Below are 24,006 nucleotides of genomic sequence, written 5' to 3'. Positions count from 1 at the left end.
ACCCTAACCCGACGGAGCGAAAAAAAGAACTTTGCCATGAAATTAAATAGCCGAGCGCAATCTGCACAGAATCCGCACAATAATCCCCCTATCGTCCTGGTCCACGGCCTTTTTGGCAGCCTGGATAACCTTGGGATCCTCGCCCGCGACCTGGTTCACGATCGCGATATTTTACAGGTCGACATGCGAAACCACGGTCTTTCGCCGCGCTCGCCGGAAATGACCTATGCCGCGATGGCCCAGGATCTGCTTGATACTCTCAATGAATCACAGATTGAGAAAGCTACCTTTATTGGTCACTCCATGGGCGGTAAAGCGGTGATGGCGCTGAGCGCGCTGGCGCCGGAGCGCATCGCGGGCCTGATCGCCATTGATATCGCCCCGGTGGATTATCAGGTTCGCCGTCATGATGAAATCTTCGCCGCCATCAACGCCGTCACCGACGCGGGCGCCGCAACGCGCCAACAGGCGGCGGCAGTCATGCGTCAGCACCTTAACGAAGAGGGCGTGATTCAGTTTCTGCTGAAGTCCTTCGTAGACGGCCAGTGGCGGTTTAACGTACCGGTGCTGTGGGAGCAGTACGATAATATCGTCGGCTGGCAAACCGTTCCGGCCTGGCCACATCCGGCGCTGTTTATCCCCGGCGGTAACTCCCCCTACGTCACCGACGCATACCGTGACGCACTATTGGCGCAGTTTCCCCAGGCGCGTGCGCACGTTATCGCCGGCGCCGGGCACTGGGTGCATGCCGAAAAACCGGAGGCCGTGATCCGCGCAATTCGTCGTTATTTAACCTCTATCGCCGCCTGACTGGCTAAAATCTGCCCGACCGCGCGGCTTAATGCCCGCGGTCGTTGGCGCAGCCCGTCGCCTGATGTATTATGGCGCGCTGTCTGCGTCGGCTATGCCCGATAGCTTGTTTCCCCCGAAGTCACTCTGAATCATGGCAAAAGAACAAACGGACCGTACGACATTAGATTTGTTCGCAACCGAGCGTCGGCCGGGTAGACCGAAAACCAATCCGCTTTCGCGTGATGAACAGCTGCGCATCAACAAACGCAATCAGCTTAAACGCGACAAGAGTCGCGGTCTTAAGCGCGTGGAGCTAAAGCTGAATGCCGATGCGGTCGATGCGCTTAATGAGCTGGCGGAAGCCCGTAATATGAACCGCAGCGATCTTATCGAAGAGATGCTGATGAGCCAGCTGGCGGCCCTGCGCGGCCAGGATAAAGCCTAAAACCCTCAAAAAATAAGCTTTCATGTAGCAGAGTGTGCAGTTGGGCGTGATTGCTGTTTCCGCGTCCTTCTCTGTTCTGCTATCATTGCCCCTATCTGCGGGCATTATGCCACTACCACATCATTAAGTTTCAAGAGGTTATTTTACTCATGGCAATCATCGGCATCTTTTTTGGCAGCGACACCGGCAACACCGAAAATATTGCAAAAATGATCCAAAAGCAGCTTGGTAAAGATGTTGCTGATGTTCACGACATTGCCAAAAGCAGCAAAGAGGATCTGGAAGGTCACGATATCCTGCTGCTCGGCATTCCGACCTGGTACTACGGCGAAGCCCAGTGCGACTGGGACGATTTCTTCCCGACGCTGGAAGAGATCGATTTCAACGGCAAACTGGTCGCGCTATTTGGCTGTGGCGATCAGGAAGACTATGCTGAATACTTCTGCGATGCGCTTGGTACCATCCGCGATATCATCGAACCGCGCGGCGCAACTATCGTTGGCCACTGGCCGACCGCGGGCTACCATTTTGAAGCCTCTAAAGGCCTGGCCGATGACGATCACTTTGTTGGCCTGGCCATTGACGAAGATCGTCAGCCAGAATTGACTAACGAACGCGTGGAAAAATGGGTAAAACAGATTTCTGAAGAGCTGCACCTCGAAGAAATCAAGAATGCCTGAGTCTAAACGACGAAATCATCAGATTTCGTCGAATTGATAGATAAAAGCAATCAAAGTTATAGCTACAAGTTTTTAACTTTTAATCACATATCTGTACAATGTCCTCTGATTTAACGGGGTCGCGTGAAGCACTTTGTAGCGAGTGCCTCGTTTTTGACAGCATACAAGGCCCGATGCTTGCAGTTTTCATTTCACCATGGCAGTTCTATAATGAGACGCATTACATCGGGTGATTCTCTGTATTACTTCCGCTGATGGAAGTAGATCGTTTAGCAACAGGACAGATTCCGCATGACTGACAACAATACCGCATTAAAGAAAGCTGGCCTGAAAGTGACGCTTCCGAGATTAAAAATCCTGGAAGTGCTGCAAGGACCGGATAACCATCATGTCAGTGCGGAAGACTTATACAAACGCCTGATTGATATGGGTGAAGAGATTGGCCTGGCCACCGTCTACCGCGTACTGAACCAGTTCGACGACGCCGGCATCGTCACCCGTCATAATTTTGAAGGCGGTAAATCCGTTTTTGAACTGACGCAGCAGCATCATCACGATCACCTGATTTGCCTCGACTGCGGCAAAGTGATCGAATTTAGCGATGATTCCATCGAAGCGCGCCAGCGTGAAATTGCCGCAAGGCACGGTATTCGCCTGACCAACCACAGCCTGTACCTGTACGGTCACTGTGCGGAAGGCGACTGCCGCGAAGATGAACATGCCCACGACGCGGCAGAGAAATAATCACCGCATCGTATCCCGCAAAAAGCCAACCTGAAGGTTGGCTTTTTTTTGCCCGGAATTTGCTGCCTCTTTCTCTCACGCTGCAATACGTTTACTGTCAGTACATCCTGACGTGTACGGAGAGTCGACATGGAGCTTCGCCAGCTACGCTATTTTGTCCGCATTATTGAAACCGGCAGTATGGGCCGCGCCGCGCTTGATCTGAATATCGGCGTCTCCGCGCTGAGCCAACAGATGGCGCGCCTTGAGAACGAACTCGCCATCCGTCTGCTGCAGAGGACTTCGCGCGGCGTAATGCCGACCAGCGCTGGTCTCGCCTTCTACTCCCAGGCGCAGCTCGCGCTGCGTCACGCCGACGATGCGGTTCTCGCCGCGCGCGAGGCGCGCCTTTCCGGCCACGTCAGCGTCGGTATGGCCCCCAGCACCGCCTCTGTGCTTGGGGTCCCTTTTATTCACGCGATGCGCGAAAGCTATGCCGACGTCCGCCTGCATTTGGTCGAGAGCCTCTCCGGTAATCTGGAACGCATGATCAACACCCGCCAGCTTGATTTAGCTATCGTGTTTCAGAAGGAGAAGCTTGTGCGCTGGAGCGCCAGGCCTATTCTCGAGGAGCGTCTGTTTCTGCTTGGCACCCATGACGTGCTGGCCCCCCTTCCCGAAGCGAGCATCTCGCCTGGCCAGCTGGCCGCTATCCCGCTGATAATGCCAAGCCTGGGGCATGGACTGCGCGGCAGGCTGGAAGCAATCTGCCAGGAGCACGCCCTCAACGTTGATGTGGTGGCTGAAATCGACGGTCTGGCCCTGCTGATGCGCGCCGTCCGCGACGGACTGGGCGCCACGCTGCAACCGGGGGCGGCGATTTCCCATCTCGACGGCGAGTCCCTGAGAGTGATCGGCGTCGAGAATCCAATACTCAGTCGGCCAAACTTTCTCGTCAGCCTTTCAGATGATGAACTGACCCCAGCGGGCCTTGCCGCGCGGGTAATACTGGCGAAAGTCATGCGTCAGCTCGTGGAGTCAGGCCGCTGGCCCGGCGCCAGCCTTTACGCGCACTAAACCCCCCTTTAGCAATACGCCATAGCGTTCTCACGGCCAAAACACATACATTTCCATTACAAATTTAACAATCAAGCAAAGCGTAATGGAGCCAAAAATGGTGGATGTACTGGTGATTGGCGGCGGCAATGCCGCGCTATGCGCCGCGTTAACCGCCCGGGAAGCCGGCGCGTCCGTGCTGCTGCTGGAGGCTGCGCCGCGAGAATGGCGAGGCGGAAACTCTCAGCACACGCGGAATCTTCGCTGTATGCACGATGCTCCGCAGGATGTTTTAATCGACAGCTATCCGGAAGAAGAGTACTGGCAGGACCTGCTGCGCGTCACCGAGGGTAACACCAACGAAGCGCTGGCGCGCCTGGTGATCCGCACCTCATCGCAATGCCGGGACTGGATGCGCCAGCACGGCGTTAACTTTCAGCCGCCGCTCTCCGGCGCCCTGCACGTTGCCCGCACCAACGCTTTTTTTATGGGCGGCGGCAAAGCCCTGGTCAACGCCTATTACCGCAGCGCGGAGCAGATGGGCGTACAAATCCGCTACAACACGCCGGTACAGGCGCTCGAATTATCTAATGGCGAATTCGTTGCTGCGCTGGCGGGCGAAGAAAGGATCGTCGCCAAAACCTGCGTCCTCGCCGCCGGCGGATTTGAATCTAACCGCGAGTGGCTGCGAGAAGCATGGGGACAGAATGAGCGTGGCGAATGGCCAGCCGATAACTTTCTCATCCGCGGCACCCGCTTCAACCAGGGCGTGTTACTCAAATTTATGATTGACGCCGGGGCTGACATCATCGGCGATCCTTCGCAATCCCACTGCGTCGCCATTGACGCCAGGGCGCCGCTGTACGATGGCGGGATCTGTACGCGCGTGGATTGCGTGTCGCTGGGGGTGGTCGTCAACCGTGACGCCGGGCGCTTTTATGACGAAGGGGAAGATTTCTGGCCCAAACGTTATGCCATCTGGGGCAGGCTGGTCGCCCACCAGCCCGGCCAAATCGGTTACTCGATTATCGACAGCAAAGCGATCGGCCACTTTATGCCGCCCGTTTTCCCCGGCGCCCAGGCCAATACCATCGAAGAATTGGCTCGCCAGCTGGGGCTGGACGCGGAGCGCTTGTCGCAAACTATCGCCCGCTACAACGCCGCCTGCGCGCCCGGCCAGTTCGATCATACCCGCCTTGATAACTGCGCGACATCCGGCCTGACGCCGCCGAAAACCCACTGGGCGCGGCCCATCGATACGCCGCCTTACTACGGCTATGCCCTACGACCGGGGATCACTTTCACCTACCTGGGGCTCTACGTCAATGAACACGCCGCCGTCCATTTTGCGGGCAAGCCGAGCCGTAGCCTGTTCGTTGCCGGTGAGATGATGGCCGGCAACGTATTGGGCAAAGGCTATACCGCCGGCGTGGGCATGTCCATCGGGACGACATTCGGCCGCATTGCCGGCCAACAAGCCGCCCGCGCGGCACTGCAGGAGAGACACCATGAAGTCGCTTGAAAAGCTGATCATTGACGCGCAAATCATCACCGAGCCGGAAGCGGAAGTCGAACGAGTGATGCAGGTCTGTAACGCCTGCCGCTACTGCGAAGGTTTTTGCGCCGTATTTCCGGCGATGACCCAGCGCCTGGCTTTTGGTAAAGCGGATATAAACTATCTGGCTAACCTGTGCCATAACTGCGGCGCCTGTCTACATGCCTGCCAGTACGCGCCGCTGCACGAGTTTGCCATTAATGTCCCGAAGGCGATGGCGGAAGTGCGGCTGGAAACCTATCAACATTATGCCCAGCTCGCGGCTTTCGGCAGCCTGTATCGTCGGGCCGGCGTGACCACGGCGCTGGCGCTGGTCGGTGGGTTGATCCTCTTTCTGCTGCTGGCGATGGGGCTCAAAGGCTCTCTGCTACATCCGCCGCTGGCAGGAGATTTTTACCAGATTTTTCCCCATAACCTGCTGGCGTGGATGTTTGGCACGGTCTTCATGCTGGCCATGGGGTTACTGATGGCCGGGGTGATCCGTTTCTGGCGCGAGATCTCGCCGGGTCAGCCCCAGGCCATAGACATCGCTAAAGCCTCACATGATGCGCTCACGCTGAAGTATCTCGACGGCGGGCACGGTAAAGGCTGCAACGAGGCTGATGACGCGTTTACCCTGATGCGCCGTCGTTTCCATCACTTTACCTTCTACGGTTTTCTACTCTGTTTCGCCGCCACCGTGGTGGCTACGGGTTATCACTATATCGCCGGTTGGGAAGCCCCCTACCCGTTCTTCAGCGTACCGGTTGTGCTGGGTACGCTCGGCGGCATCGGCCTGCTGGTGGGCCCGGCGGGTTTGCTATGGCTGAACCTGCGCCGCTCACCGCTGCACGGCGACCCGCGGCAAAAACCGATGGATCGCGCCTTTATCCTGCTGCTGCTGCTGACCAGCTTCACCGGTCTCACCCTGCTGGCGGGACGGGACACCTCGTGGATGGGCATTCTGCTTGCCATTCATCTCGGCGTGGTGATGGCGCTGTTTTTAACCCTTCCTTACGGAAAATTTGCCCACGGATTTTATCGCTGTGCGGCGTTACTCAAGTGGGCGATTGAGAAACGGCGCGGAAAACAGGCGGCAGTCGCAGGCGACTAGCCCCCTCTTACCTCTATAAAAACAAGATAAAGACAATGGAGAGCAAACCCTATGACGCACCCCTCATCGCGCGCCGGTACCTTTGGCGCCATCCTCCGTGTGACCAGCGGTAATTTTCTCGAACAGTTCGACTTTTTTCTGTTTGGTTTTTACGCCACCTACATCGCCAGAACGTTCTTTCCGGCGGAGAGCGAGTTTGCGGCGTTAATGCTTACCTTCGCCGTGTTTGGTTCGGGCTTTCTGATGCGCCCCATCGGCGCGATAGTGCTGGGGGCCTATATTGACAGGATCGGACGGCGTAAAGGACTGATGGTGACGCTGGCGATTATGGGCTGCGGGACGCTTCTGATAGCGCTGGTTCCCGGCTATCAAACCATCGGCATTCTCGCCCCCATTCTGGTGGTTGTCGGGCGGCTGTTGCAGGGTTTCTCGGCGGGCGTCGAACTCGGCGGCGTATCGGTCTATTTATCGGAAATCGCCACGCCGGGGAACAAGGGGTTCTACACCAGCTGGCAATCCGCCAGCCAGCAGGTGGCTATCGTCGTCGCGGCGCTGATTGGCTACGCGCTGAACGAAACGCTTGGCCACGATGAGATCGCCGAATGGGGATGGCGCATTCCCTTCTTTATCGGCTGTCTGATCATTCCGCTGATTTTTGTGCTGCGACGTTCGTTACAAGAAACCGAAGCCTTCCTGCAGCGTAAACATCGTCCTGATACGCGAGAGATTCTGAGCACAATTGTCAAAAACTGGCGCATCATCACGGCGGGGACCTTGCTGGTGGCGATGACCACGACCACTTTTTACTTTATTACCGTCTATACCCCAACCTACGGGAGAGCCGTGCTGCACCTGAGCGCCCGCGACAGTCTGCTGGTGACCATGCTGGTCGGCATCTCTAACTTTATCTGGTTACCGATCGGCGGGGCAATTTCTGACAAAATAGGCCGTCGACCGGTGCTGATGGGCATTACCCTGCTGGCGCTGCTCACGACCTGGCCGGTAATGAACTGGCTCACCGCCGCGCCGGATTTCACCCGCATGACGCTGGTCCTGCTCTGGTTCTCATTCTTCTTTGGTATGTATAACGGCGCGATGGTGGCCGCCCTGACGGAAGTGATGCCGGTCTACGTCCGTACCGTCGGCTTTTCACTGGCCTTTAGCCTCGCCACCGCGATCTTTGGTGGCCTGACGCCGGCAATTTCCACCGCGCTGGTAGAGATAACGGGCGATAAAAGTTCGCCGGGCTGGTGGCTGATGTGCGCCGCGCTATGCGGCCTGGCCGCTACCGCGATGCTCTTCGTACGCCTGAGCCGCGGCTACCAGCCGGCAGAAATACCACGCTAAAATAGCAACGGGCGGAGTTTACGCTCCGCCCGTTGCCCGCCTCAGTCAGGCTTAACGCGGCGTATTGTTACTACGGATCTCTTTCCAGATCTGGTCGCAGCGCGCCTCTACAGCCTGATCGTTACCGGTTTTCCGCGCCTGGATGCACTGCTGATAATCCAGCACCCGCACGCTTTCCTGGGTCGCGAACTGCTGATGCTGTTTCTCCTGCTTCAGCACGTTCAATACGCTCTGACAGGCTTCCACTTTATCCGGATTGCCCTCTGCGGTATTAATGCAGGCGCTGTAGGCATCTTTTAACTTTGAGTCTTCCTTAGGCGCTGGCGACTGGGAACAGGCAACCAGACCTGCTGCCATAAAGGCGACAAGTATTAGCTTTTTCATCATGAACCTCGGGAAATTGCGGCGGGTTTTTCCCGCCGCAGTGGCATCAGAAAATGGTGAACGGAGCGATAACCATGAACTTCACGTCGCGCTCATCCTGGAAGATGTTGCCGTATCCGCCGCTCCAGCTTGGGATATCGGAGTGGTTGTCGTATTGCGTAAAGTGGAGTTTGAACAGCGTGCCCTTCGCGCGTCCTTCCTGAACGGTGTACATGGCATCCAGGCTATAGGCGGACTCTTCCAGGCGTTTATCCGGATTGTAGTACGCATCAGGCGAGGACATTCTCCCCGGCTTTGCATCCCAGGCATAAACGTAGGATGCGCCAAAGGCCCAGCCCGGCATGTTCCAGTTCTTCATGTCATACATCGCGCCGAAGAACACCGCTTTTTCACCGTTGGCGTTGAAGTCCGAACGGTTATCCCACCAGATATCCAGTCGCCCGTTAGACGATGCGTAAGTTGGCGTCATACGCTGCAGGAAGTAGCCCTGCTGACCATCAGCTTTAACCCAGGTTCCTTCCAGACGCAGGTCCAGAACGTCGGCAACCTTATAACCAAAGGTCAATGCCTGCAGCCACGCGGTGCCGTCATAGATGTCGTTAACCCCGCCGTTGCTGACTTTATCGCGGGTGCCGTAGAACTGATAGCTGGTGGTTAACGGCGTGCCTGCAACATCAAACTTATAGCTGGCCTTGGCAAAATACTGGTCGATGTAACCCTGTGCCTGACCAAACGCCGCTTCCAGCACAAGATCGTTTTTAAAATCATATTTGGCGCCGAGAGAGTGAAGGTAATCCACCTTGGTTTTCTTGTCGTTCTGGTAGAACTCATCCATCTCAATGTGCCACGGCGCTTTATATTCGTTCGTCCACATATAGGAGAAACTCAGCGCGCCCGCATCGCCGTAGTCAAAGTTCGCACCGGCTTCAGCCCCCTGATAGGTCCCCGGCATAAAGCTCCAGTGCGGCGCCAGCAGCGTCTGGCCGGTTGGCTGAATATAGCCCGCGCGCGCCCAGGTCGGACCAAATTTAAATTTTGCGGCTGCTTTATACAGGCTGATCCCGCTCTTATCGCCGGAATAGTCTTCATCGTAGGTTTTATTGCGCGAGGAGAAAGCGATTTCGTTCGGGTGACCGCTCTCGCTGCTTTCGCCCATTTCGATGGCGGTAAAGGCAGCAACGTCAATACCGAACATGTCGGCGGCATAGCCGGACTGGAAGTCGAGGTTGGCGTTCCAGGTGGAGTGCGACAGGTTAGTTTTATATTTATCACCGTCGGTCACATCTTTACGGTCGCGTTCACGCTGCCAGTAATAGATGCCGCCGGTTAACGTTGAATCATCAATGAACCCTTCTGCTTTTGCATCCGGCACCATTGCAAATCCTGACAGGGCTGTGACACCGGCAATAGCCAGCGCCAGCGTACTACGTTTGCCACTAAACGTACGCATATGCATATCCTCTTTGACGTTTTAAAAGTGCGGTTACCAAAGGCAACGCGCAAAAAAATAAAATAAGACAGCTTAAAAAGTGGTGCGGTAAAAATTCGCATAACCACTGGGTATAGACTATTTTTCGTGACGCGAATTATCAATCTCTTTTGCCGAGCAAAGATGAAGATTATGACAAAGCGCACATAATTTATGTCTTTATGTTTCAGTCTTAGACATCACACGTTTAGCGTGGAAGTGCTTGCAAAAACAGAGAAAACAAATGGAAATGAAAGCGATTAGCTGATTTCAGGTGATATACAGGAAGGATTAAAAATAACGCTTATTACAATCTGTAAACAAGATTAATTCGCATCGCGAAAATATGGTAATTTAATTCGCTGATTCTGAATAAAAAAAACGCCGCAGTAAGCGGCGTTCTTAATGATGGCGAGTAGCTACGCGCCGACTTTCGTCCAGGTATCACGCAGGCCGACGGTGCGGTTAAACACCAGATGGCTTGCGGTGGCATAGCGGCTATCCAGGCAGAAATAACCTTCACGCTCGAACTGGTAGGCTTTTTCCGCCTGCGCCTGCGCCAGGCTCGGCTCGGCAAATCCCTGTTTGATCACCAGCGATTCCGGGTTCATCACCGCGAGGAAATCTTCCGCCGCGCCCGGGTTCGGTACGCTAAACAGACGATCGTAGAGGCGGATTTCTACCGGCAGCGCGTGCGCCGCGCTCACCCAGTGAATCACACCCTTCACCTTGCGACCGTCGGCCGGATCTTTGCTCAGGGTATCGGCATCGTAGGTGCAGAAGATAGTGGTGATGTTGCCTTCCGCATCTTTCTCCACGCGCTCCGCTTTAATTACGTAGGCGTTACGCAGGCGAACTTCTTTACCCAGCACCAGACGCTTGTACTGCTTGTTCGCTTCCTCACGGAAGTCGGCGCGATCGATCCAGATTTCGCCACTGAACGGCACCTCACGGCTGCCCATCTCCGGCTTGTTCGGATGGTTCGGCATGGCCACCATTTCGCTTTCGCCCTGCGGATAGTTTTCGATAACCAGCTTAACCGGGTCGATAACCGCCATCGCGCGCGGGGCGTTTTCGTTCAGATCTTCACGAATGCAGGATTCCAGCGACGCCATCTCGATAGTATTGTCCTGCTTGGTCACGCCGATGCGTTTGCAGAATTCGCGGATAGACTCAGCGGTGTAGCCGCGGCGGCGCAGACCGGAAATGGTCGGCATACGCGGGTCATCCCAGCCTTCAACGTGCTTCTCAGTCACCAGCTGATTCAGCTTACGCTTGGACATCACGGTGTATTCGAGATTCAGGCGCGAGAATTCATACTGGCGCGGATGCACGGGAATGCTGATGTTATCCAGCACCCAATCGTACAGGCGGCGGTTGTCCTGGAACTCGAGGGTACACAGCGAGTGGGTAATCCCTTCCAGCGCATCGCTGATGCAGTGGGTGAAGTCGTACATCGGATAGATGCACCATTTGCTTCCGGTCTGGTGGTGATCGGCAAACTTAATGCGGTACAGCACCGGATCGCGCATCACGATAAACGGAGAAGCCATATCGATTTTCGCGCGCAGGCAGGCTTTACCTTCGGCAAATCCGCCGGTACGCATTTTTTCAAATAGCGCCAGGTTCTCTTCCACGCTGCGATCGCGGTACGGGCTATTTTTACCCGGCTCTTTCAGCGTGCCGCGGTACTCACGGATCTCTTCTGCTGACAGTTCGTCAACGTAGGCCAGGCCTTTATTAATTAGTTCAACCGCATACTGGTGCAGCTGATCGAAATAATCAGACGAGTAGCAAACATCCCCGGACCAGTGGAAACCTAACCACTGCACGTCGTTTTTAATCGACTCAACATATTCGATATCTTCCTTCACCGGGTTGGTGTCATCGAAACGCAGGTTGCATTGGCCCTGGTAATCCTGGGCGATGCCAAAGTTCAGGCAAATAGACTTCGCGTGGCCAATGTGCAGATAGCCGTTCGGTTCCGGTGGGAAACGGGTATGAACGGTGGTGTGCTTACCAGTAGCCAGATCTTCATCAATGATCTGACGAATAAAGTTAGTCGGGCGGGCTTCTGCCTCACTCATCGTGGGTTCCTCAAAGCGTAAACAACGTATAACGGCACATGATCTTACAAGCAGGGCGTAGAGACAACTATTAGTTACGCAAAATAGCGATCAGAAGGAGATTATGGGGGTGTTTGCGGTAAAAAAAAGCGGCGCAGCTTTCGCTGCGCCGCTGAGGCATAAACGCCACTCAGGAGTCTTATTTGCCTTTAATTTCGTACAACGGTGTCTGGCCAGCAACCACTTTACCGGTTGCCTGGATAACCAGCGCGCTGTAGTCGTCGCTGTTGCTGCAGACGACCGGGCTAATCATCGAACGCGCGTTAGCATTCAGGAACTCAAGATCCAGTTCCAGAATCGGCTCACCCGCTTTCACTTCCGCGCCCTCTTCCACCAGGCGTTTAAAGCCCTGGCCGTTAAGCGCGACGGTATCGATGCCCATATGGACGACGATTTCCGCACCGTTTTCAGTTTCCAGACAGAAGGCATGGTTGGTGTTGAAAATCTTCACCACGGTACCTGCCGCCGGCGCAACAACAATCTTATCGGTCGGTTTAACCGCCACGCCGTCGCCGACCGCTTTGCTGGCGAAGGCTTCATCAGGTACCTGCTCCAGCGCCACAATGTCGCCGGTAATCGGCGAAACCAGCGCTTCAACGGTTTTCGCGTTAGCAACAGCCTGTGGTTTAACAGCCTGAGCGGCTACGGGTGCGCTATGAGACGCTGCAGTCGCTGCAGCAACCGGGCCACGGGCAACCACTTTCTTCATTTCATCGCCGACGGATTCCGCTTTCGCGCCCACGATAACCTGGATGGTCTGCTTGTTCAGTTTAACCACACCGGAAGCGCCGAGGCGCTTACAGGCCGCATCGTTAACCAGCGCAGAGTCCGCCACGGTCAGACGCAGACGGGTAATACAGGCATCAATCGCTTTCAGGTTATCCGTACCGCCGACCGCCGCGATGTAGTTGGTCGCCAGCTGGGTTAAACCTTCTTCGGTATTACTGTTGGCCTCTTCAGTGACCACGTCATCCACTTTATCCTCACGACCCGGCGTTTTCAGATTGAACATGCGGATAACCGCGCTGAACAGCAGGAAGTAAATAACGAAGAACACAACGCCCATCACAATCAGCATCCAGACGTTTTTACTGGCTGCCGGCAGGCTGTACATCAGAACATAGTCGATGGCACCTGCAGAGAAGGAGAAGCCCGCGTGGATACCCAGCGCCGTCGCAACAAACAGGCTGATACCGGTCAGGATGGCGTGCAGGAGATACAGCAGCGGCGCCAGGAACATGAACAGGAATTCCAGCGGCTCGGTCACACCGGTCAGGAACGCGGTGATCGCGACCGACAGCAGCATACCGCCAACCATCGGACGACGCTCTTTCGGGGCCGCGAAATACATCGCCAGCGCCGCACCCGGCAGACCGAACATCATGATCGGGAAGAAGCCGGACATGAACATCCCCGCGGTGCCGTCACCCGCATAGAAGCGGTTGATGTCACCGTGGAACACGGCGCCAGCAGCGTTGGTGAATTCACCAATCTGGAACCAGGCGATGGTGTTCAGCACCTGATGCAGACCCGTCGGGATCAGCAGACGGTTGATGAAACCAAAGATACCGGAGCCGAGCGCGCCCGCGCCCACAATCCATTCACCGCCAGCATGGATGGCGTTCTGCACCGGCGGCCAGACGTAGCCGAAGATGGCTGCCAGCACCAGACAGAAGAAGCCGGTGGCGATGGGCACAAAGCGTTTGCCGCCGAAGAAGCTCAGGAAGTCAGGCAGTTTGATACCTGACCAGCGGTTATACACGGCACCGCCGACCAGACCGGTAATGATACCCGCCAGCACGCCCATGTTAATGGCAGGGTTGATGGTGACCATCGCTTTGGTCAAAACGAAGTAACCTACCGCCCCCGCCAGCGCTGCGGCGCCGGCGCTGTCTTTCGACCAGCTGGATGCGACGCCGATAGCGAAAATCAGCGCCAGGTTGTCAAAGATTGCCCCGCCCGCCTGGGCGATAAACGAAATGTTAAGCAGATCCGGTTGACCGAATCGCAGCAGGAGCGCCGCGACCGGTAGCACTGCGATAGGGAGCTGTAACGCCCTACCGAGTCGCTGAAAAAAACCTAAAATATTCATCTTATTCCCCCTATGAGACCCCGATAAGGCTCATTAAAGCCACTTTATTATTGTGTAACCTGGTTAATTTTTTAACTTACCTGCAAAGTGTCTGAAAAATTAATTCGTCTCGCAAATTAAATGGGTATTTTTTGTGACAATAGTCACCAAATATCGTATTCACCTCCGTCTTTGACTGGCTAACAATGAAAACTTATTTTATCATTCAAAAAATCAACACGGATTGACCCCGGTCGGCGCAGTTGCTGCGATACTCTTAATAGTATGCTGGCGCCAATCCGCCAGGTTCTAATTTAACTATAGAGGTGAACAATGAGACTGATCCCCCTGGTAACAGCTGAACAAGTCGGTAAATGGGCTGCCCGGCATATCGTTAACCGCATCAATGCGTTCAAACCGACTGCGGACCGTCCGTTTGTCCTCGGTCTGCCCACCGGCGGCACGCCTCTAACCGCTTATAAAGCCCTGGTTGAGATGCACAAAGCAGGCCAGGTTAGCTTTAAGCATGTTGTCACCTTCAACATGGATGAGTACGTTGGCCTGCCGAAAGAGCACCCGGAAAGCTATCATAGCTTTATGCACCGCAACTTCTTTGATCACGTTGATATCCCGGCGGAAAATATTAATCTGCTGAATGGTAACGCGCCGGATATTGATGCAGAATGCCGTCGCTATGAAGAAAAAATTCGTTCTTACGGTAAAATCCACCTGTTTATGGGCGGCGTGGGTAACGATGGCCACATCGCTTTTAACGAACCTGCCTCTTCTTTGGCTTCACGCACACGCATCAAAACCCTGACCCACGATACTCGCGTAGCGAATTCCCGTTTCTTCGACGGTGATGTTGACCAGGTGCCTAAATACGCGCTGACCGTTGGCGTAGGCACGCTGCTCGACGCGGAAGAAGTGATGATTCTGGTGCTGGGTCATCAGAAAGCGCTGGCGCTGCAGGCGGCGGTGGAAGGCAACGTAAACCATATGTGGACCATCACCTGTCTGCAGTTGCACCCGAAAGCGGTTGTCGTCTGCGATGAGCCATCCACTATGGAACTGAAAGTTAAGACACTGAAATATTTCAACGAATTAGAAGCCGAAAATATCAAAGGTCTGTAATGTAGTCTCGTCCCGCAGCAGACCCTGCGGGACAACCATTTTTGACAACCGGGGGTCGTAATGTATGCATTAACCCAAGGCCGGATTTATACCGGTCATGAAATTCTGGATGACCATGCGATTGTTATCGCCAATGGCCTTATCGAACGTATCTGTCCGCAGACTGAGCTGCCCACCGGGATCGAACAGCGCTCGGTTAATGGTGCGATCCTTTCCCCCGGTTTTATCGACGTCCAGCTTAACGGCTGCGGCGGCGTGCAGTTCAACGACACGGCGGATGCGGTCACCGTTGAAACGCTGGAAATTATGCAGAAGGCGAATGAACGCTCCGGCTGCACCAGCTATCTGCCCACGCTCATTACCGCCAGCGATGACCTGATGAAACAGGGTGTCCGCGTGATGCGCGAGTATTTGCAAAAGCATCCCAACCAGGCGCTGGGCCTGCATCTTGAAGGTCCGTGGCTGAATATTGTCAAAAAAGGCACCCATAACCCGGATTTCGTCCGTAAACCGGACGCCGCGCTGGTCGATTTCCTGTGCGAAAACGCGGATGTGATAACCAAAATCACTCTCGCGCCGGAACGCGTAGAACCAGAAGTTATTCGCAAACTGGTGGCCGCAGGTATCATCGTCTCCGCCGGTCATTCCAACGCGACGCTAAAAGAAGCGAAAATCGGTTTCCGCGCCGGGATTACCTTTGCCACCCATCTGTTTAACGCCATGCCGTATATTACCGGTCGTGAGCCGGGCCTGGCTGGCGCGATTTTCGACGAGCCGGATGTCTACTGCGGCATCATCGTCGATGGCCTGCACGTCGATTACGCTAACGTGCGCCTCGCTAAACGCTTGAAAGGCGACAAGCTGTGTCTTGTTACCGACGCAACGGCGCCAGCGGGTGCCAATATTGAGCAGTTCATTTTTGCTGGTAAAACAATATACTACCGGAACGGCCTGTGCGTAGATGAGAACGGCACCCTCAGCGGCTCTTCATTGACCATGATTGAAGGGGTGCGTAACCTCGTTGAGCATTGCGGCATTGCGCTGGATGAAGTGTTGCGTATGGCGACGCTCTACCCTTCCCGCGCCATTGGCGTAGACAAACAGTTAGGCAGCATTGCCCCGGGGATGGTCGCTAACCTGACCGCATTCACCCGCGATTATAAAATCACCAAGACCATCGTTAATGGTAACGAGGTCGTCACTGAGTAAGTAAAAGTATGACAGCAGGCGGACAAGCTCAAATTGGTAACGTCGATCTCGTAAAACAGCTGAACAGCGCTGCCGTTTACCGGCTCATCGATCAGCACGGCCCCATCTCGCGTATCCAGATTGCGGAACAAAGCCAGCTTGCCCCTGCCAGCGTAACCAAAATTACGCGTCAGCTTATTGAACGCGGACTGATCAAAGAAGTCGATCAGCAGGCCTCCACCGGGGGCCGCCGCGCCATCTCGATTGTTGCCGAAACCCGCAGCTTTCACGCCATCGGCGTACGTCTTGGCCGCTATGACGCTACCCTGACGCTCTATGATTTAAGCAGTAAGACCCTCGAAGAAGAGCACTACCCGCTGCCGGAAAGAACCCAGGAAACGCTGGAACACGCCCTGCTCAACATCATCGCCTCCTTTATGGAGAGCTGTCAGCGCAAAATCCGCGAGCTAATCGCCATTTCGGTGATCCTGCCGGGACTGGTCGATCCGGAAAGCGGCGTCATTCGCTATATGCCGCATATTCAGGTGGAGAACTGGGGGCTGGTTGAAGCGCTGGAAAAACGCTTTAAAGTCACTTGCTATGTCGGCCACGATATTCGTAGCCTGGCGCTGGCGGAGCACTACTTTGGTGCGAGCCACGACTGTGAAGACTCCATTCTGGTGCGCGTACACCGCGGGACCGGTGCGGGGATCATCTCCAACGGCCGGATTTTTATTGGCCGTAACGGAAACGTCGGGGAAATCGGCCATATCCAGGTCGACCCGCTGGGTGAGCGCTGCCACTGCGGCAACTTCGGCTGTCTGGAAACCGTCGCCGCCAACGCCGCCATTGAACATCGGGTTCGTCATCTGCTGGCGCAGGGTTATCAGAGCAAGATCCCCCTCGATGACTGTACGATCAAAACGATCTGTAAAGCCGCGAATAAAGGCGATGCGCTGGCCTGCGAGGTGATCGAGCACGTTGGCCGTCATCTGGGTAAAACTATCGCCATCGCCATTAACCTGTTTAATCCGCAAAAAGTGGTGATTGCCGGTGAGATCGTCGAGGCGGAAAAAGTGCTGTTACCGGCTATTGAAGGCTGCATTAACACCCAGGCGCTGAAGGCATTTCGTAAAAATCTGCCGGTAGTCCGTTCTACGCTCGATCATCGTTCTGCCATCGGCGCTTTTGCCCTGGTCAAGCGTGCGATGCTTAACGGGATCCTGCTCCAGCGTTTGCTGGAAAGCTAAAGCCGCTTTATAGTTTCGCCTTTCTTTAACGATGTCGGACAGTCCATGACCATTCAAAACGTAATTTGTGATATTGACGGTGTGCTGATGCACGACAATGTGGCCGTACCGGGCGCCGCCGAATTCATCAAGCGCATTCTCGAAAAAGAGATGCCGCTGGTGATGCTGACTAACTACCCTTCGCAGACCGGCCAGGACCTGGCGAACCGCTTTGCGACCGCCGGAATCGATGTTCCTGATACCGCCTTTTATACCTCAGCGATGGCCACTGCCGATTTTCTGCGCCGTCAGGAAGGCAAAAAAGCCTATGTGGTTGGCGAAGGCGCGCTGATTCACGAACTGTATAAAGCAGGCTTTACCATCACTGACGTCAATCCTGATTTCGTTATCGTCGGTGAGACCCGCTCCTTTAACTGGGAAATGATGCATAAGGCGGCGTTTTTTGTCGCCAACGGTGCGCGCTTTATCGCAACTAACCCGGATACGCACGGCCGCGGCTATTACCCGGCCTGCGGCGCGCTGTGCGCCGGTATTGAAAAAATCTCCGGCCGTAAGCCGTTCTACGTCGGTAAACCAAGCCCATGGATTATCCGCTCTGCGCTGAATAAAATGCAGGCGCATTCGGAACAAACGGTTATCGTCGGCGACAACCTGCGCACGGATATTCTGGCGGGCTTCCAGGCCGGTCTGGAAACCATTCTGGTGCTTTCCGGGGTTGCCACGCTCGACGATATCGACAGCATGCCGTTCCGTCCGTCCTGGATTTATCCATCGGTTGCGGAAATCGATATTTTCTAAATAAAACCACGTCCTGCGACGTGGTTTCTTATTTCCAAGCCTCTTCTGAACGCTTTTATCTAAAAGAAAAGCACTATTACTGAATATTCATCAACAAAAGCGCTCAAAACATACTCTTTTTTCACTATTCGACAATCACAATTGCATTATTTTCTTTTGCTGGCGTAAACCCCTTGCGCCCTTCGCCCCTTTACGGCATTTTCTAAAGCATGCACTGAGGCTTCGCGTTTAGACGAAGCCTGCACAACATCAAACAAGACAGGGTAACGGAGAAGGCTATGTGTTCGATTTTTGGCGTACTGGATATTAAAACTGACGCGGGTGAACTGCGTAAAAAGGCACTGGAGCTTTCCCGCCTGATGCGCCACCGCGGCCCGGACTGGTCAGGCGTCTATGCCTGTGATAAAGCCATCCTGGCGCATGAACGCCTGTCAATCGTCGACGTGAACGCCGGCGCGCAGCCGCTGTATAACGCTGCAAAAACTCACGCCCTCGCCGTTAACGGTGAAATCTACAACCACCAGGCGCTGCGCGCGGAATACGGCGACCGCTATGCGTTCCAGACCGGTTCCGACTGCGAAGTTATCCTCGCGCTGTATCAGGAAAAAGGTCCGGACTTCCTCGACGATCTGCAGGGGATGTTTGCTTTTGCTCTCTACGACAGCGAAAAAGACGCGTATCTGATTGGTCGCGACCACATCGGCATCATCCCGCTGTATATGGGTCACGATGAACACGGCAACTTCTACGTTGCTTCAGAAATGAAAGCGCTGGTTCCGGTATGCCGTACGATTAAAGAGTTCCCGGCAGGCAGCTACCTGTGGAGCAAAGATGGCGAAATCCGCGAGTACTATCAGCGCGACTGGTTCGATTATGACGCCGTCAAAGACAACGTCACGGACAAAAATGAACTGCGTCAGGCGCTGGAAGAGTCGGTGAAAAGCCACCTGATGTCCGATGTCCCGTACGGCGTCCTGCTCTCCGGCGGCCTGGATTCATCGGTGATTTCCGCCATCACCAAAAAATATGCCGCGCGCCGCGTCGAAGATCAGGAAAAATCAGAAGCCTGGTGGCCGCAGCTGCACTCCTTCGCCGTCGGTCTGGAAGGCGCGCCCGATCTGAAAGCCGCGCAGGAAGTGGCTAACCATCTGGGCACCGTTCACCACGAAATCCACTTTACGGTGCAGGAAGGCCTGGACGCGATTCGCGATGTTATCTATCACATTGAAACCTACGACGTGACGACAATTCGCGCGTCAACGCCGATGTACCTGATGTCGCGTAAAATCAAAGCGATGGGCATCAAAATGGTGTTGTCTGGCGAAGGTTCTGATGAAGTATTTGGCGGCTACCTTTATTTCCATAAAGCGCCAAACGCTAAAGAGCTGCACGAAGAGACCGTACGCAAGCTGCAGGCGCTGCATATGTTTGACTGCGCTCGCGCCAACAAAGCGATGTCCGCATGGGGCGTTGAAGCGCGCGTGCCGTTCCTGGATAAGAAATTCCTCGACGTGGCAATGCGTATCAACCCGCAGGACAAAATGTGCGGCAACGGTAAAATGGAAAAACATGTCCTGCGTGAATGTTTTGAATCTTACCTGCCGGCAAGCGTCGCCTGGCGCCAGAAAGAACAGTTCTCTGATGGCGTAGGTTACAGCTGGATCGATACTTTAAAAGAAGTGGCCGCTGAACAAATTTCCGATCAGCAACTGGAAACCGCCAGCTTCCGCTTCCCGTACAACACGCCATCATCGAAAGAAGCGTATCTCTACCGTGAGATCTTCGAAGAGCTGTTCCCGGTTCCAAGCGCGGCTGAATGCGTGCCTGGCGGCCCTTCCGTCGCATGCTCTTCAGCAAAAGCGATTGAGTGGGACGAATCTTTCAAAAAAATGAACGATCCGTCGGGACGCGCGGTTGGCGTACACCAGTCGGCCTACTAACCGGCGCTGTTTTCAAAACGGACTCTGCGGAGTCCGTTTTTGTTTTGTGCCTTATTTAAGCCGTTAAAAACGATAAATAACCAATAATTGACGATTATTGCGCCACGCTGTTCGCAACCTAACCAAACAGTTACGTTCAGCCCATTTTCGATGAAAAAGGGGTTGACGCTTCAAGGCTCAATACGCATAATGCGCCCCGCAACGCCGATAAGGTAACGCGAAAAAAAGATGGCTACGTAGCTCAGCTGGTTAGAGCACATCACTCATAATGATGGGGTCACAGGTTCAAATCCCGTCGTAGCCACCATCTTTTTTGCGGGAGTGGCGAAATTGGTAGACGCACCAGATTTAGGTTCTGGCGCCGCAAGGTGTGCGAGTTCAAGTCTCGCCTCCCGCACCATTTACTCTTTCGCGTTGGCAGTAAAAGGTTTTTGTTGGGGTATCGCCAAGCGGTAAGGCACCGGTTTTTGATACCGGCATTCCCTGGTTCGAATCCAGGTACCCCAGCCATATTTTCGATGTTTGCGGTTCACCGCGACGGTATTGGGGTATCGCCAAGCGGTAAGGCACCGGTTTTTGATACCGGCATTCCCTGGTTCGAATCCAGGTACCCCAGCCATCGAAAAAAGAGTAAGATTTTGGCTACGTAGCTCAGCTGGTTAGAGCACATCACTCATAATGATGGGGTCACAGGTTCGAATCCCGTCGTAGCCACCATACAAAGGAATTATTGATTCAGTTCGATAAATCCAAAAAAATTGTTGGGGTATCGCCAAGCGGTAAGGCTCTGGTTTCTGATACCAGCATTCCGAGGTTCGAATCCTCGTACCCCAGCCAATTTCAAAAGTCGCTCACGCTGTGTGCGCACCCGTTGGAGTATCTCCAGGCACTAAGCCACCGGTTTGACCCCGGTACGAAATGGTCAACGTAAAATTGGGGTATCGCCAAGCGGTAAGGCACCGGATTCTGATTCCGGCATTCCGAGGTTCGAATCCTCGTACCCCAGCCAACAAAAGCAAAAAGCTCGCTTCGGCGAGCTTTTTGCTTTTTGGCGTTTACGCTATGCACATTACCGTTCCGCACCCCGGCCTCACCTTTGCAAGCCGGGGTCGTTCTCGTTATAAACCTAACGCGTATTTCAACGCCTGACGCTTCAGTCCGCCGGCGCGCTCGGCCGCCATCAGCCCAATATTTCTCAGCATACGCACCGGCGGCAAATCGTTGCTAAATCCGGCGTAAAACAGATCCATTCCCGACTGCATAATAAAGTTGTCCGCCTGACGCCGCGTCTGGTAGCGCTTAAGTACCGGCAGGCTGGCCCACTCCTCACCGTGCGCTTTTGCTCTGCCAAGAATATCGAGCAGCGCATCGACATCGCGATAGCCGAGGTTAACCCCCTGCCCCGCCAGCGGATGGATGGTGTGCGCAGCATCGCCCACCAGCGCCAGCCCCGGCTTAACATACTGCAATGCGTGACGGCGGGTAAGCGGGAAAGCGCCCGCGCTCAGCGGCGTAATCTCTCCCAGCCGCGACGGGAAGTGGCGAGTAATTTCCTGCTGTAGCTGAGCCATACTCATTCCCTGCAACTGACGGATCCTCGCTGGCGCGTCGTACCACACCAGCGAAGCCCAATGATCGAACAGCGGTAAAAACGCGCGCGGCCCCGTCGGAGTGAACTGCTGCCAGGTACTGTCGCCGGGATCGTCCGCACACTGTACGCTGATCAACATACAGGATTGCTGGTACTGCCACGCGTGGATGCCGATTCCGGCCAGCTGACGCACCTGCGAACTGGCGCCGTCCGCGCCCACCACCAGCCGCGCATCAAGCTGGCTGCCGTCGGTCAGCGTTAAGGAGGTGTACGTTTCTCCACGCCGCATCTCCTGAAGCGATGTCCCCACCTGCAGCGATATGCGTTCATGGGCTTCCAGCGCCTGCCACAGGGCTCGCTGCAGAACGTTATTCTCCACCATATAACCCAGTTCCGGCAGCTTCAGCTCCGCGGCGTTGAAGACAACATGGGCGCTTTCCCACTCCCAGGTTTCTAGCTGGCGGTACGCATGGGCGCGCATGGACCGCACGCTGTCCCAGACGCCGAGGCCTCTCAGCAGCCCTACCGATGACGCGCTGATTGCCGAAATACGTACGTCAGGCGGTGAAGAAGCATCGAAAACCGGAGGCGCGTTTTTTTCAATGACCGTCACCGTAAAGCCCTGCTGCGCCAGGCCAAGCGCGAGGGCGCCGCCAACCATCCCGCCGCCGACGATAACGACATCTGTTGCATGAATTGTCATGGCTATTATCCTTAAACCCGAATCCCCTCAGTTTACCGGATTTTTATTCGGCTTGTGGTGATTACGGTCGTACTGGTCAGGGCGCGGTCAAAGCATTACAATACGCGCCCTGCAATCCTGGCTTTATATCCGTCACCCTTCACATTGCAGAGCAACATCCGGTGAAGACGCTGACTTTGGGTATACCTAATTAAGCATGAGCAAGTCGATGACAAAAAAACTCCATATTAAAACCTGGGGCTGTCAGATGAACGAATACGATTCATCAAAGATGGCCGATCTGCTGGATGCCACCCACGGGTATCAACTCACTGAAGTGGCGGAAGAAGCGGATGTGCTGCTGCTCAATACCTGCTCAATCCGTGAGAAGGCTCAGGAAAAAGTATTCCATCAGCTAGGACGCTGGAAGCTGCTGAAAGAGAAGAATCCCAACCTGATCATCGGCGTTGGCGGCTGCGTGGCCTCTCAGGAAGGCGACCATATTCGCCAGCGCGCCCACTATGTCGATATTATTTTTGGGCCGCAGACCCTGCACCGCCTGCCGGAAATGATCAACTCGGTACGAGGCAACCGCAGCCCGGTCGTCGATATCAGCTTCCCGGAAATCGAAAAATTCGACCGCCTGCCGGAACCGCGCGCCGAAGGCCCAAGCGCCTTTGTTTCCATCATGGAAGGCTGCAACAAGTACTGCACCTACTGCGTGGTGCCTTATACCCGCGGTGAGGAAGTGAGCCGCCCAAGCGACGATATCCTGTTTGAAATCGCCCAGCTTGCGGCTCAGGGCGTACGTGAAGTTAACCTACTCGGGCAGAACGTGAACGCCTGGCGCGGGGAAAACTATGACGGCACCAGCGGTAGCTTTGCCGATCTCCTGCGCCTGGTTGCGGCGATCGACGGTATCGACCGGATCCGCTTTACCACCAGCCATCCCATCGAGTTCACCGACGATATCATCGAGGTTTACCGCGATACGCCGGAGCTGGTCAGCTTCCTGCACCTGCCGGTGCAGAGCGGTTCCGACCGCGTGCTGAACCTGATGGGCCGAACCCACACGGCGCTGGAATATAAAGCGATTATCCGCAAACTGCGCGCGGCGCGTCCGGATATTCAGATCAGCTCCGACTTCATCGTCGGCTTCCCTGGCGAAACCACGCAGGATTTCGAACAAACCATGAAGCTGATCGCCGATGTGAATTTCGATATGAGCTACAGCTTCATCTTCTCCGCGCGTCCGGGCACGCCGGCGGCCGATATGGTCGACGACGTACCGGAAGAGGACAAGAAACAGCGTCTGTATATTCTGCAGGAGCGCATCAACCAGCAGGCGATGGCCTGGAGCCGCCGTATGCTCGGCACCGTGCAGCGCATTCTGGTGGAAGGCACCTCACGTAAGAGCATTATGGAGCTGTCTGGCCGCACCGAAAATAACCGCGTGGTGAACTTCGAAGGCTCGCCTGAGATGATCGGCAAGTTTGTCGATGTCGAGATCACCGACGTCTGGACAAACTCCCTGCGCGGTAAAGTGGTGCGCACCGAGGACGAAATGGGTCTGCGCATTGCGGAAACCCCGGAGTCGGTGATTGCCCGCACTCGTAAAGAAAACGATCTTGGCGTCGGTATCTACCAGCCATAATCCGTTCAGGCCTGCCGGCTCCGGCAGGC

The 24,006-nt window shown here is 55.0% G+C and carries 19 protein-coding genes and 7 tRNA genes; 21 read left to right on the top strand and 5 right to left on the bottom strand.

What is annotated here, in order from left to right:
- Nucleotides 1-36: 36 nt before the first annotated feature.
- From ybfF to IYV58_RS07855, 8 genes are all read left to right on the top strand, one after another.
- Nucleotides 37-810: an esterase gene (gene ybfF / locus IYV58_RS07890; protein WP_004130483.1), complete on the top strand. Its 774-nt coding sequence runs from the start codon at nucleotides 37-39 to the stop codon at nucleotides 808-810.
- A gap of 133 nt (nucleotides 811-943) precedes the next feature.
- Nucleotides 944-1,237: a LexA regulated protein gene (gene ybfE, locus IYV58_RS07885; RefSeq protein WP_004130480.1), complete on the top strand. Its 294-nt coding sequence runs from the start codon at nucleotides 944-946 to the stop codon at nucleotides 1,235-1,237.
- A 149-nt stretch (nucleotides 1,238-1,386) separates the two neighbouring features.
- Nucleotides 1,387-1,917 carry a flavodoxin FldA gene (fldA, locus tag IYV58_RS07880; RefSeq protein WP_004130478.1) on the top strand — a complete coding sequence of 177 codons (531 nt, stop codon included), beginning with the start codon at nucleotides 1,387-1,389 and terminating at the stop codon, nucleotides 1,915-1,917.
- Nucleotides 1,918-2,208: 291 nt separating this feature from the next.
- Complete coding sequence (gene fur / locus IYV58_RS07875) at nucleotides 2,209-2,661, top strand: ferric iron uptake transcriptional regulator (RefSeq protein ID WP_004130476.1); 453 nt, start codon at nucleotides 2,209-2,211, stop codon at nucleotides 2,659-2,661.
- Between the two features lie 129 nt (nucleotides 2,662-2,790).
- A complete protein-coding gene (gene tcuR / locus IYV58_RS07870) occupies nucleotides 2,791-3,717 on the top strand; it encodes a tricarballylate utilization LysR family transcriptional regulator TcuR (RefSeq protein ID WP_004130473.1) in 927 nt (308 codons plus the stop codon).
- 97 nt (nucleotides 3,718-3,814) lie between these two features.
- Nucleotides 3,815-5,218, top strand: a complete 1,404-nt coding sequence (gene tcuA / locus IYV58_RS07865; RefSeq protein ID WP_004130471.1) for an FAD-dependent tricarballylate dehydrogenase TcuA — start codon at nucleotides 3,815-3,817, stop codon at nucleotides 5,216-5,218.
- Nucleotides 5,205-6,344, top strand: a complete 1,140-nt coding sequence (tcuB, locus tag IYV58_RS07860) for a tricarballylate utilization 4Fe-4S protein TcuB (protein ID WP_195729519.1) — start codon at nucleotides 5,205-5,207, stop codon at nucleotides 6,342-6,344. Before tcuA ends, tcuB begins: the two co-directional genes overlap by 14 nt.
- 51 nt (nucleotides 6,345-6,395) lie before the next feature.
- Complete coding sequence (locus IYV58_RS07855; RefSeq protein WP_142480705.1) at nucleotides 6,396-7,691, top strand: MFS transporter; 1,296 nt, start codon at nucleotides 6,396-6,398, stop codon at nucleotides 7,689-7,691.
- Between the two features lie 51 nt (nucleotides 7,692-7,742).
- Here IYV58_RS07855 and chiQ read toward each other — a convergent pair whose 3' ends face one another.
- The 4 genes from chiQ to nagE form a co-directional block, all read right to left on the bottom strand.
- Nucleotides 7,743-8,075, bottom strand: coding sequence for a ChiQ/YbfN family lipoprotein (chiQ, locus tag IYV58_RS07850; protein WP_049114178.1), 333 nt, complete (start codon nucleotides 8,073-8,075; stop codon nucleotides 7,743-7,745).
- Nucleotides 8,076-8,121: 46 nt separating this feature from the next.
- Entirely contained in the window at nucleotides 8,122-9,525 is a 1,404-nt protein-coding gene (gene chiP / locus IYV58_RS07845) for a chitoporin ChiP (protein ID WP_004130464.1), read from the bottom strand.
- Nucleotides 9,526-9,962: 437 nt separating this feature from the next.
- Nucleotides 9,963-11,630: a glutamine--tRNA ligase gene (glnS, locus tag IYV58_RS07840; RefSeq protein WP_049114179.1), complete on the bottom strand. Its 1,668-nt coding sequence runs from the start codon at nucleotides 11,628-11,630 to the stop codon at nucleotides 9,963-9,965.
- A 178-nt stretch (nucleotides 11,631-11,808) separates the two neighbouring features.
- Nucleotides 11,809-13,761, bottom strand: a complete 1,953-nt coding sequence (gene nagE / locus IYV58_RS07835) for a PTS N-acetyl glucosamine transporter subunit IIABC (RefSeq protein WP_004130459.1) — start codon at nucleotides 13,759-13,761, stop codon at nucleotides 11,809-11,811.
- 312 nt (nucleotides 13,762-14,073) lie between these two features.
- Between nagE and nagB the strand changes: the two genes are divergently transcribed.
- The 12 genes from nagB (at nucleotide 14,074) to IYV58_RS07775 (ending at nucleotide 21,059) form a co-directional block, all read left to right on the top strand.
- The gene (nagB, locus tag IYV58_RS07830) at nucleotides 14,074-14,874 is read left to right on the top strand and encodes a glucosamine-6-phosphate deaminase (RefSeq protein ID WP_004130458.1); all 801 of its coding nucleotides are present in this window, start codon (nucleotides 14,074-14,076) and stop codon (nucleotides 14,872-14,874) included.
- A gap of 60 nt (nucleotides 14,875-14,934) precedes the next feature.
- On the top strand, nucleotides 14,935-16,083 hold the full coding sequence (gene nagA, locus IYV58_RS07825) for an N-acetylglucosamine-6-phosphate deacetylase (protein WP_004130456.1): 1,149 nt from the start codon (nucleotides 14,935-14,937) through the stop codon (nucleotides 16,081-16,083).
- Between the two features lie 8 nt (nucleotides 16,084-16,091).
- Nucleotides 16,092-17,312, top strand: a complete 1,221-nt coding sequence (gene nagC / locus IYV58_RS07820; RefSeq protein ID WP_004130454.1) for a DNA-binding transcriptional regulator NagC — start codon at nucleotides 16,092-16,094, stop codon at nucleotides 17,310-17,312.
- A gap of 45 nt (nucleotides 17,313-17,357) precedes the next feature.
- Nucleotides 17,358-18,110, top strand: a complete 753-nt coding sequence (locus IYV58_RS07815) for an HAD-IIA family hydrolase (protein ID WP_004100215.1) — start codon at nucleotides 17,358-17,360, stop codon at nucleotides 18,108-18,110.
- 278 nt (nucleotides 18,111-18,388) lie between these two features.
- Complete coding sequence (gene asnB, locus IYV58_RS07810; RefSeq protein WP_004130452.1) at nucleotides 18,389-20,050, top strand: asparagine synthase B; 1,662 nt, start codon at nucleotides 18,389-18,391, stop codon at nucleotides 20,048-20,050.
- Between the two features lie 230 nt (nucleotides 20,051-20,280).
- Nucleotides 20,281-20,357: transfer RNA gene (locus IYV58_RS07805), tRNA-Met, on the top strand.
- An 8-nt stretch (nucleotides 20,358-20,365) separates the two neighbouring features.
- A tRNA-Leu gene (locus IYV58_RS07800) sits at nucleotides 20,366-20,450 on the top strand.
- Between the two features lie 35 nt (nucleotides 20,451-20,485).
- Nucleotides 20,486-20,560, top strand: a tRNA-Gln gene (locus tag IYV58_RS07795).
- 34 nt (nucleotides 20,561-20,594) lie between these two features.
- Nucleotides 20,595-20,669, top strand: a tRNA-Gln gene (locus IYV58_RS07790).
- Nucleotides 20,670-20,690: 21 nt separating this feature from the next.
- Nucleotides 20,691-20,767 (top strand) — tRNA-Met (locus tag IYV58_RS07785).
- A gap of 45 nt (nucleotides 20,768-20,812) precedes the next feature.
- A tRNA-Gln gene (locus tag IYV58_RS07780) sits at nucleotides 20,813-20,887 on the top strand.
- Nucleotides 20,888-20,984: 97 nt separating this feature from the next.
- Nucleotides 20,985-21,059, top strand: a tRNA-Gln gene (locus IYV58_RS07775).
- A gap of 109 nt (nucleotides 21,060-21,168) precedes the next feature.
- On the opposite strand, the gene ubiF is transcribed toward IYV58_RS07775, so the two are convergent.
- A complete protein-coding gene (ubiF, locus tag IYV58_RS07770; protein ID WP_049123141.1) occupies nucleotides 21,169-22,344 on the bottom strand; it encodes a 3-demethoxyubiquinol 3-hydroxylase in 1,176 nt (391 codons plus the stop codon).
- Between the two features lie 208 nt (nucleotides 22,345-22,552).
- Here ubiF and miaB point away from each other — a divergent pair, with 208 nt between their 5' ends.
- Nucleotides 22,553-23,977 carry a tRNA (N6-isopentenyl adenosine(37)-C2)-methylthiotransferase MiaB gene (miaB, locus tag IYV58_RS07765; RefSeq protein WP_049114269.1) on the top strand — a complete coding sequence of 475 codons (1,425 nt, stop codon included), beginning with the start codon at nucleotides 22,553-22,555 and terminating at the stop codon, nucleotides 23,975-23,977.
- The last annotated feature ends 29 nt before the right edge of the window (nucleotides 23,978-24,006 follow it).

This window comes from Klebsiella sp. BDA134-6, assembly GCF_015601345.1.
GTDB classification, from domain to species: domain Bacteria; phylum Pseudomonadota; class Gammaproteobacteria; order Enterobacterales; family Enterobacteriaceae; genus Klebsiella; species Klebsiella grimontii.
Note: the sequence above shows the minus strand (reverse complement) of the source record. Positions and strands in the feature narration are given on the sequence as shown.

Excerpts from the sequence above, each read along its gene's own strand:
- ybfF (WP_004130483.1), top strand. The coding sequence starts at position 37 with ATGAAATTAAATAGCCGAGCGCAATCTGCACAGAATCCGCACAATAAT.
- ybfE (WP_004130480.1), top strand. The coding sequence starts at position 944 with ATGGCAAAAGAACAAACGGACCGTACGACATTAGATTTGTTCGCAACC.
- fldA (WP_004130478.1), top strand. The coding sequence starts at position 1,387 with ATGGCAATCATCGGCATCTTTTTTGGCAGCGACACCGGCAACACCGAA.
- fur (WP_004130476.1), top strand. The coding sequence starts at position 2,209 with ATGACTGACAACAATACCGCATTAAAGAAAGCTGGCCTGAAAGTGACG.
- tcuR (WP_004130473.1), top strand. The coding sequence starts at position 2,791 with ATGGAGCTTCGCCAGCTACGCTATTTTGTCCGCATTATTGAAACCGGC.
- tcuA (WP_004130471.1), top strand. The coding sequence starts at position 3,815 with ATGGTGGATGTACTGGTGATTGGCGGCGGCAATGCCGCGCTATGCGCC.
- tcuB (WP_195729519.1), top strand. The coding sequence starts at position 5,205 with ATGAAGTCGCTTGAAAAGCTGATCATTGACGCGCAAATCATCACCGAG.
- IYV58_RS07855 (WP_142480705.1), top strand. The coding sequence starts at position 6,396 with ATGACGCACCCCTCATCGCGCGCCGGTACCTTTGGCGCCATCCTCCGT.
- chiQ (WP_049114178.1), bottom strand. The coding sequence starts at position 8,075 with ATGAAAAAGCTAATACTTGTCGCCTTTATGGCAGCAGGTCTGGTTGCC.
- chiP (WP_004130464.1), bottom strand. The coding sequence starts at position 9,525 with ATGCGTACGTTTAGTGGCAAACGTAGTACGCTGGCGCTGGCTATTGCC.
- glnS (WP_049114179.1), bottom strand. The coding sequence starts at position 11,630 with ATGAGTGAGGCAGAAGCCCGCCCGACTAACTTTATTCGTCAGATCATT.
- nagE (WP_004130459.1), bottom strand. The coding sequence starts at position 13,761 with ATGAATATTTTAGGTTTTTTTCAGCGACTCGGTAGGGCGTTACAGCTC.
- nagB (WP_004130458.1), top strand. The coding sequence starts at position 14,074 with ATGAGACTGATCCCCCTGGTAACAGCTGAACAAGTCGGTAAATGGGCT.
- nagA (WP_004130456.1), top strand. The coding sequence starts at position 14,935 with ATGTATGCATTAACCCAAGGCCGGATTTATACCGGTCATGAAATTCTG.
- nagC (WP_004130454.1), top strand. The coding sequence starts at position 16,092 with ATGACAGCAGGCGGACAAGCTCAAATTGGTAACGTCGATCTCGTAAAA.
- IYV58_RS07815 (WP_004100215.1), top strand. The coding sequence starts at position 17,358 with ATGACCATTCAAAACGTAATTTGTGATATTGACGGTGTGCTGATGCAC.
- asnB (WP_004130452.1), top strand. The coding sequence starts at position 18,389 with ATGTGTTCGATTTTTGGCGTACTGGATATTAAAACTGACGCGGGTGAA.
- ubiF (WP_049123141.1), bottom strand. The coding sequence starts at position 22,344 with ATGACAATTCATGCAACAGATGTCGTTATCGTCGGCGGCGGGATGGTT.
- miaB (WP_049114269.1), top strand. The coding sequence starts at position 22,553 with ATGACAAAAAAACTCCATATTAAAACCTGGGGCTGTCAGATGAACGAA.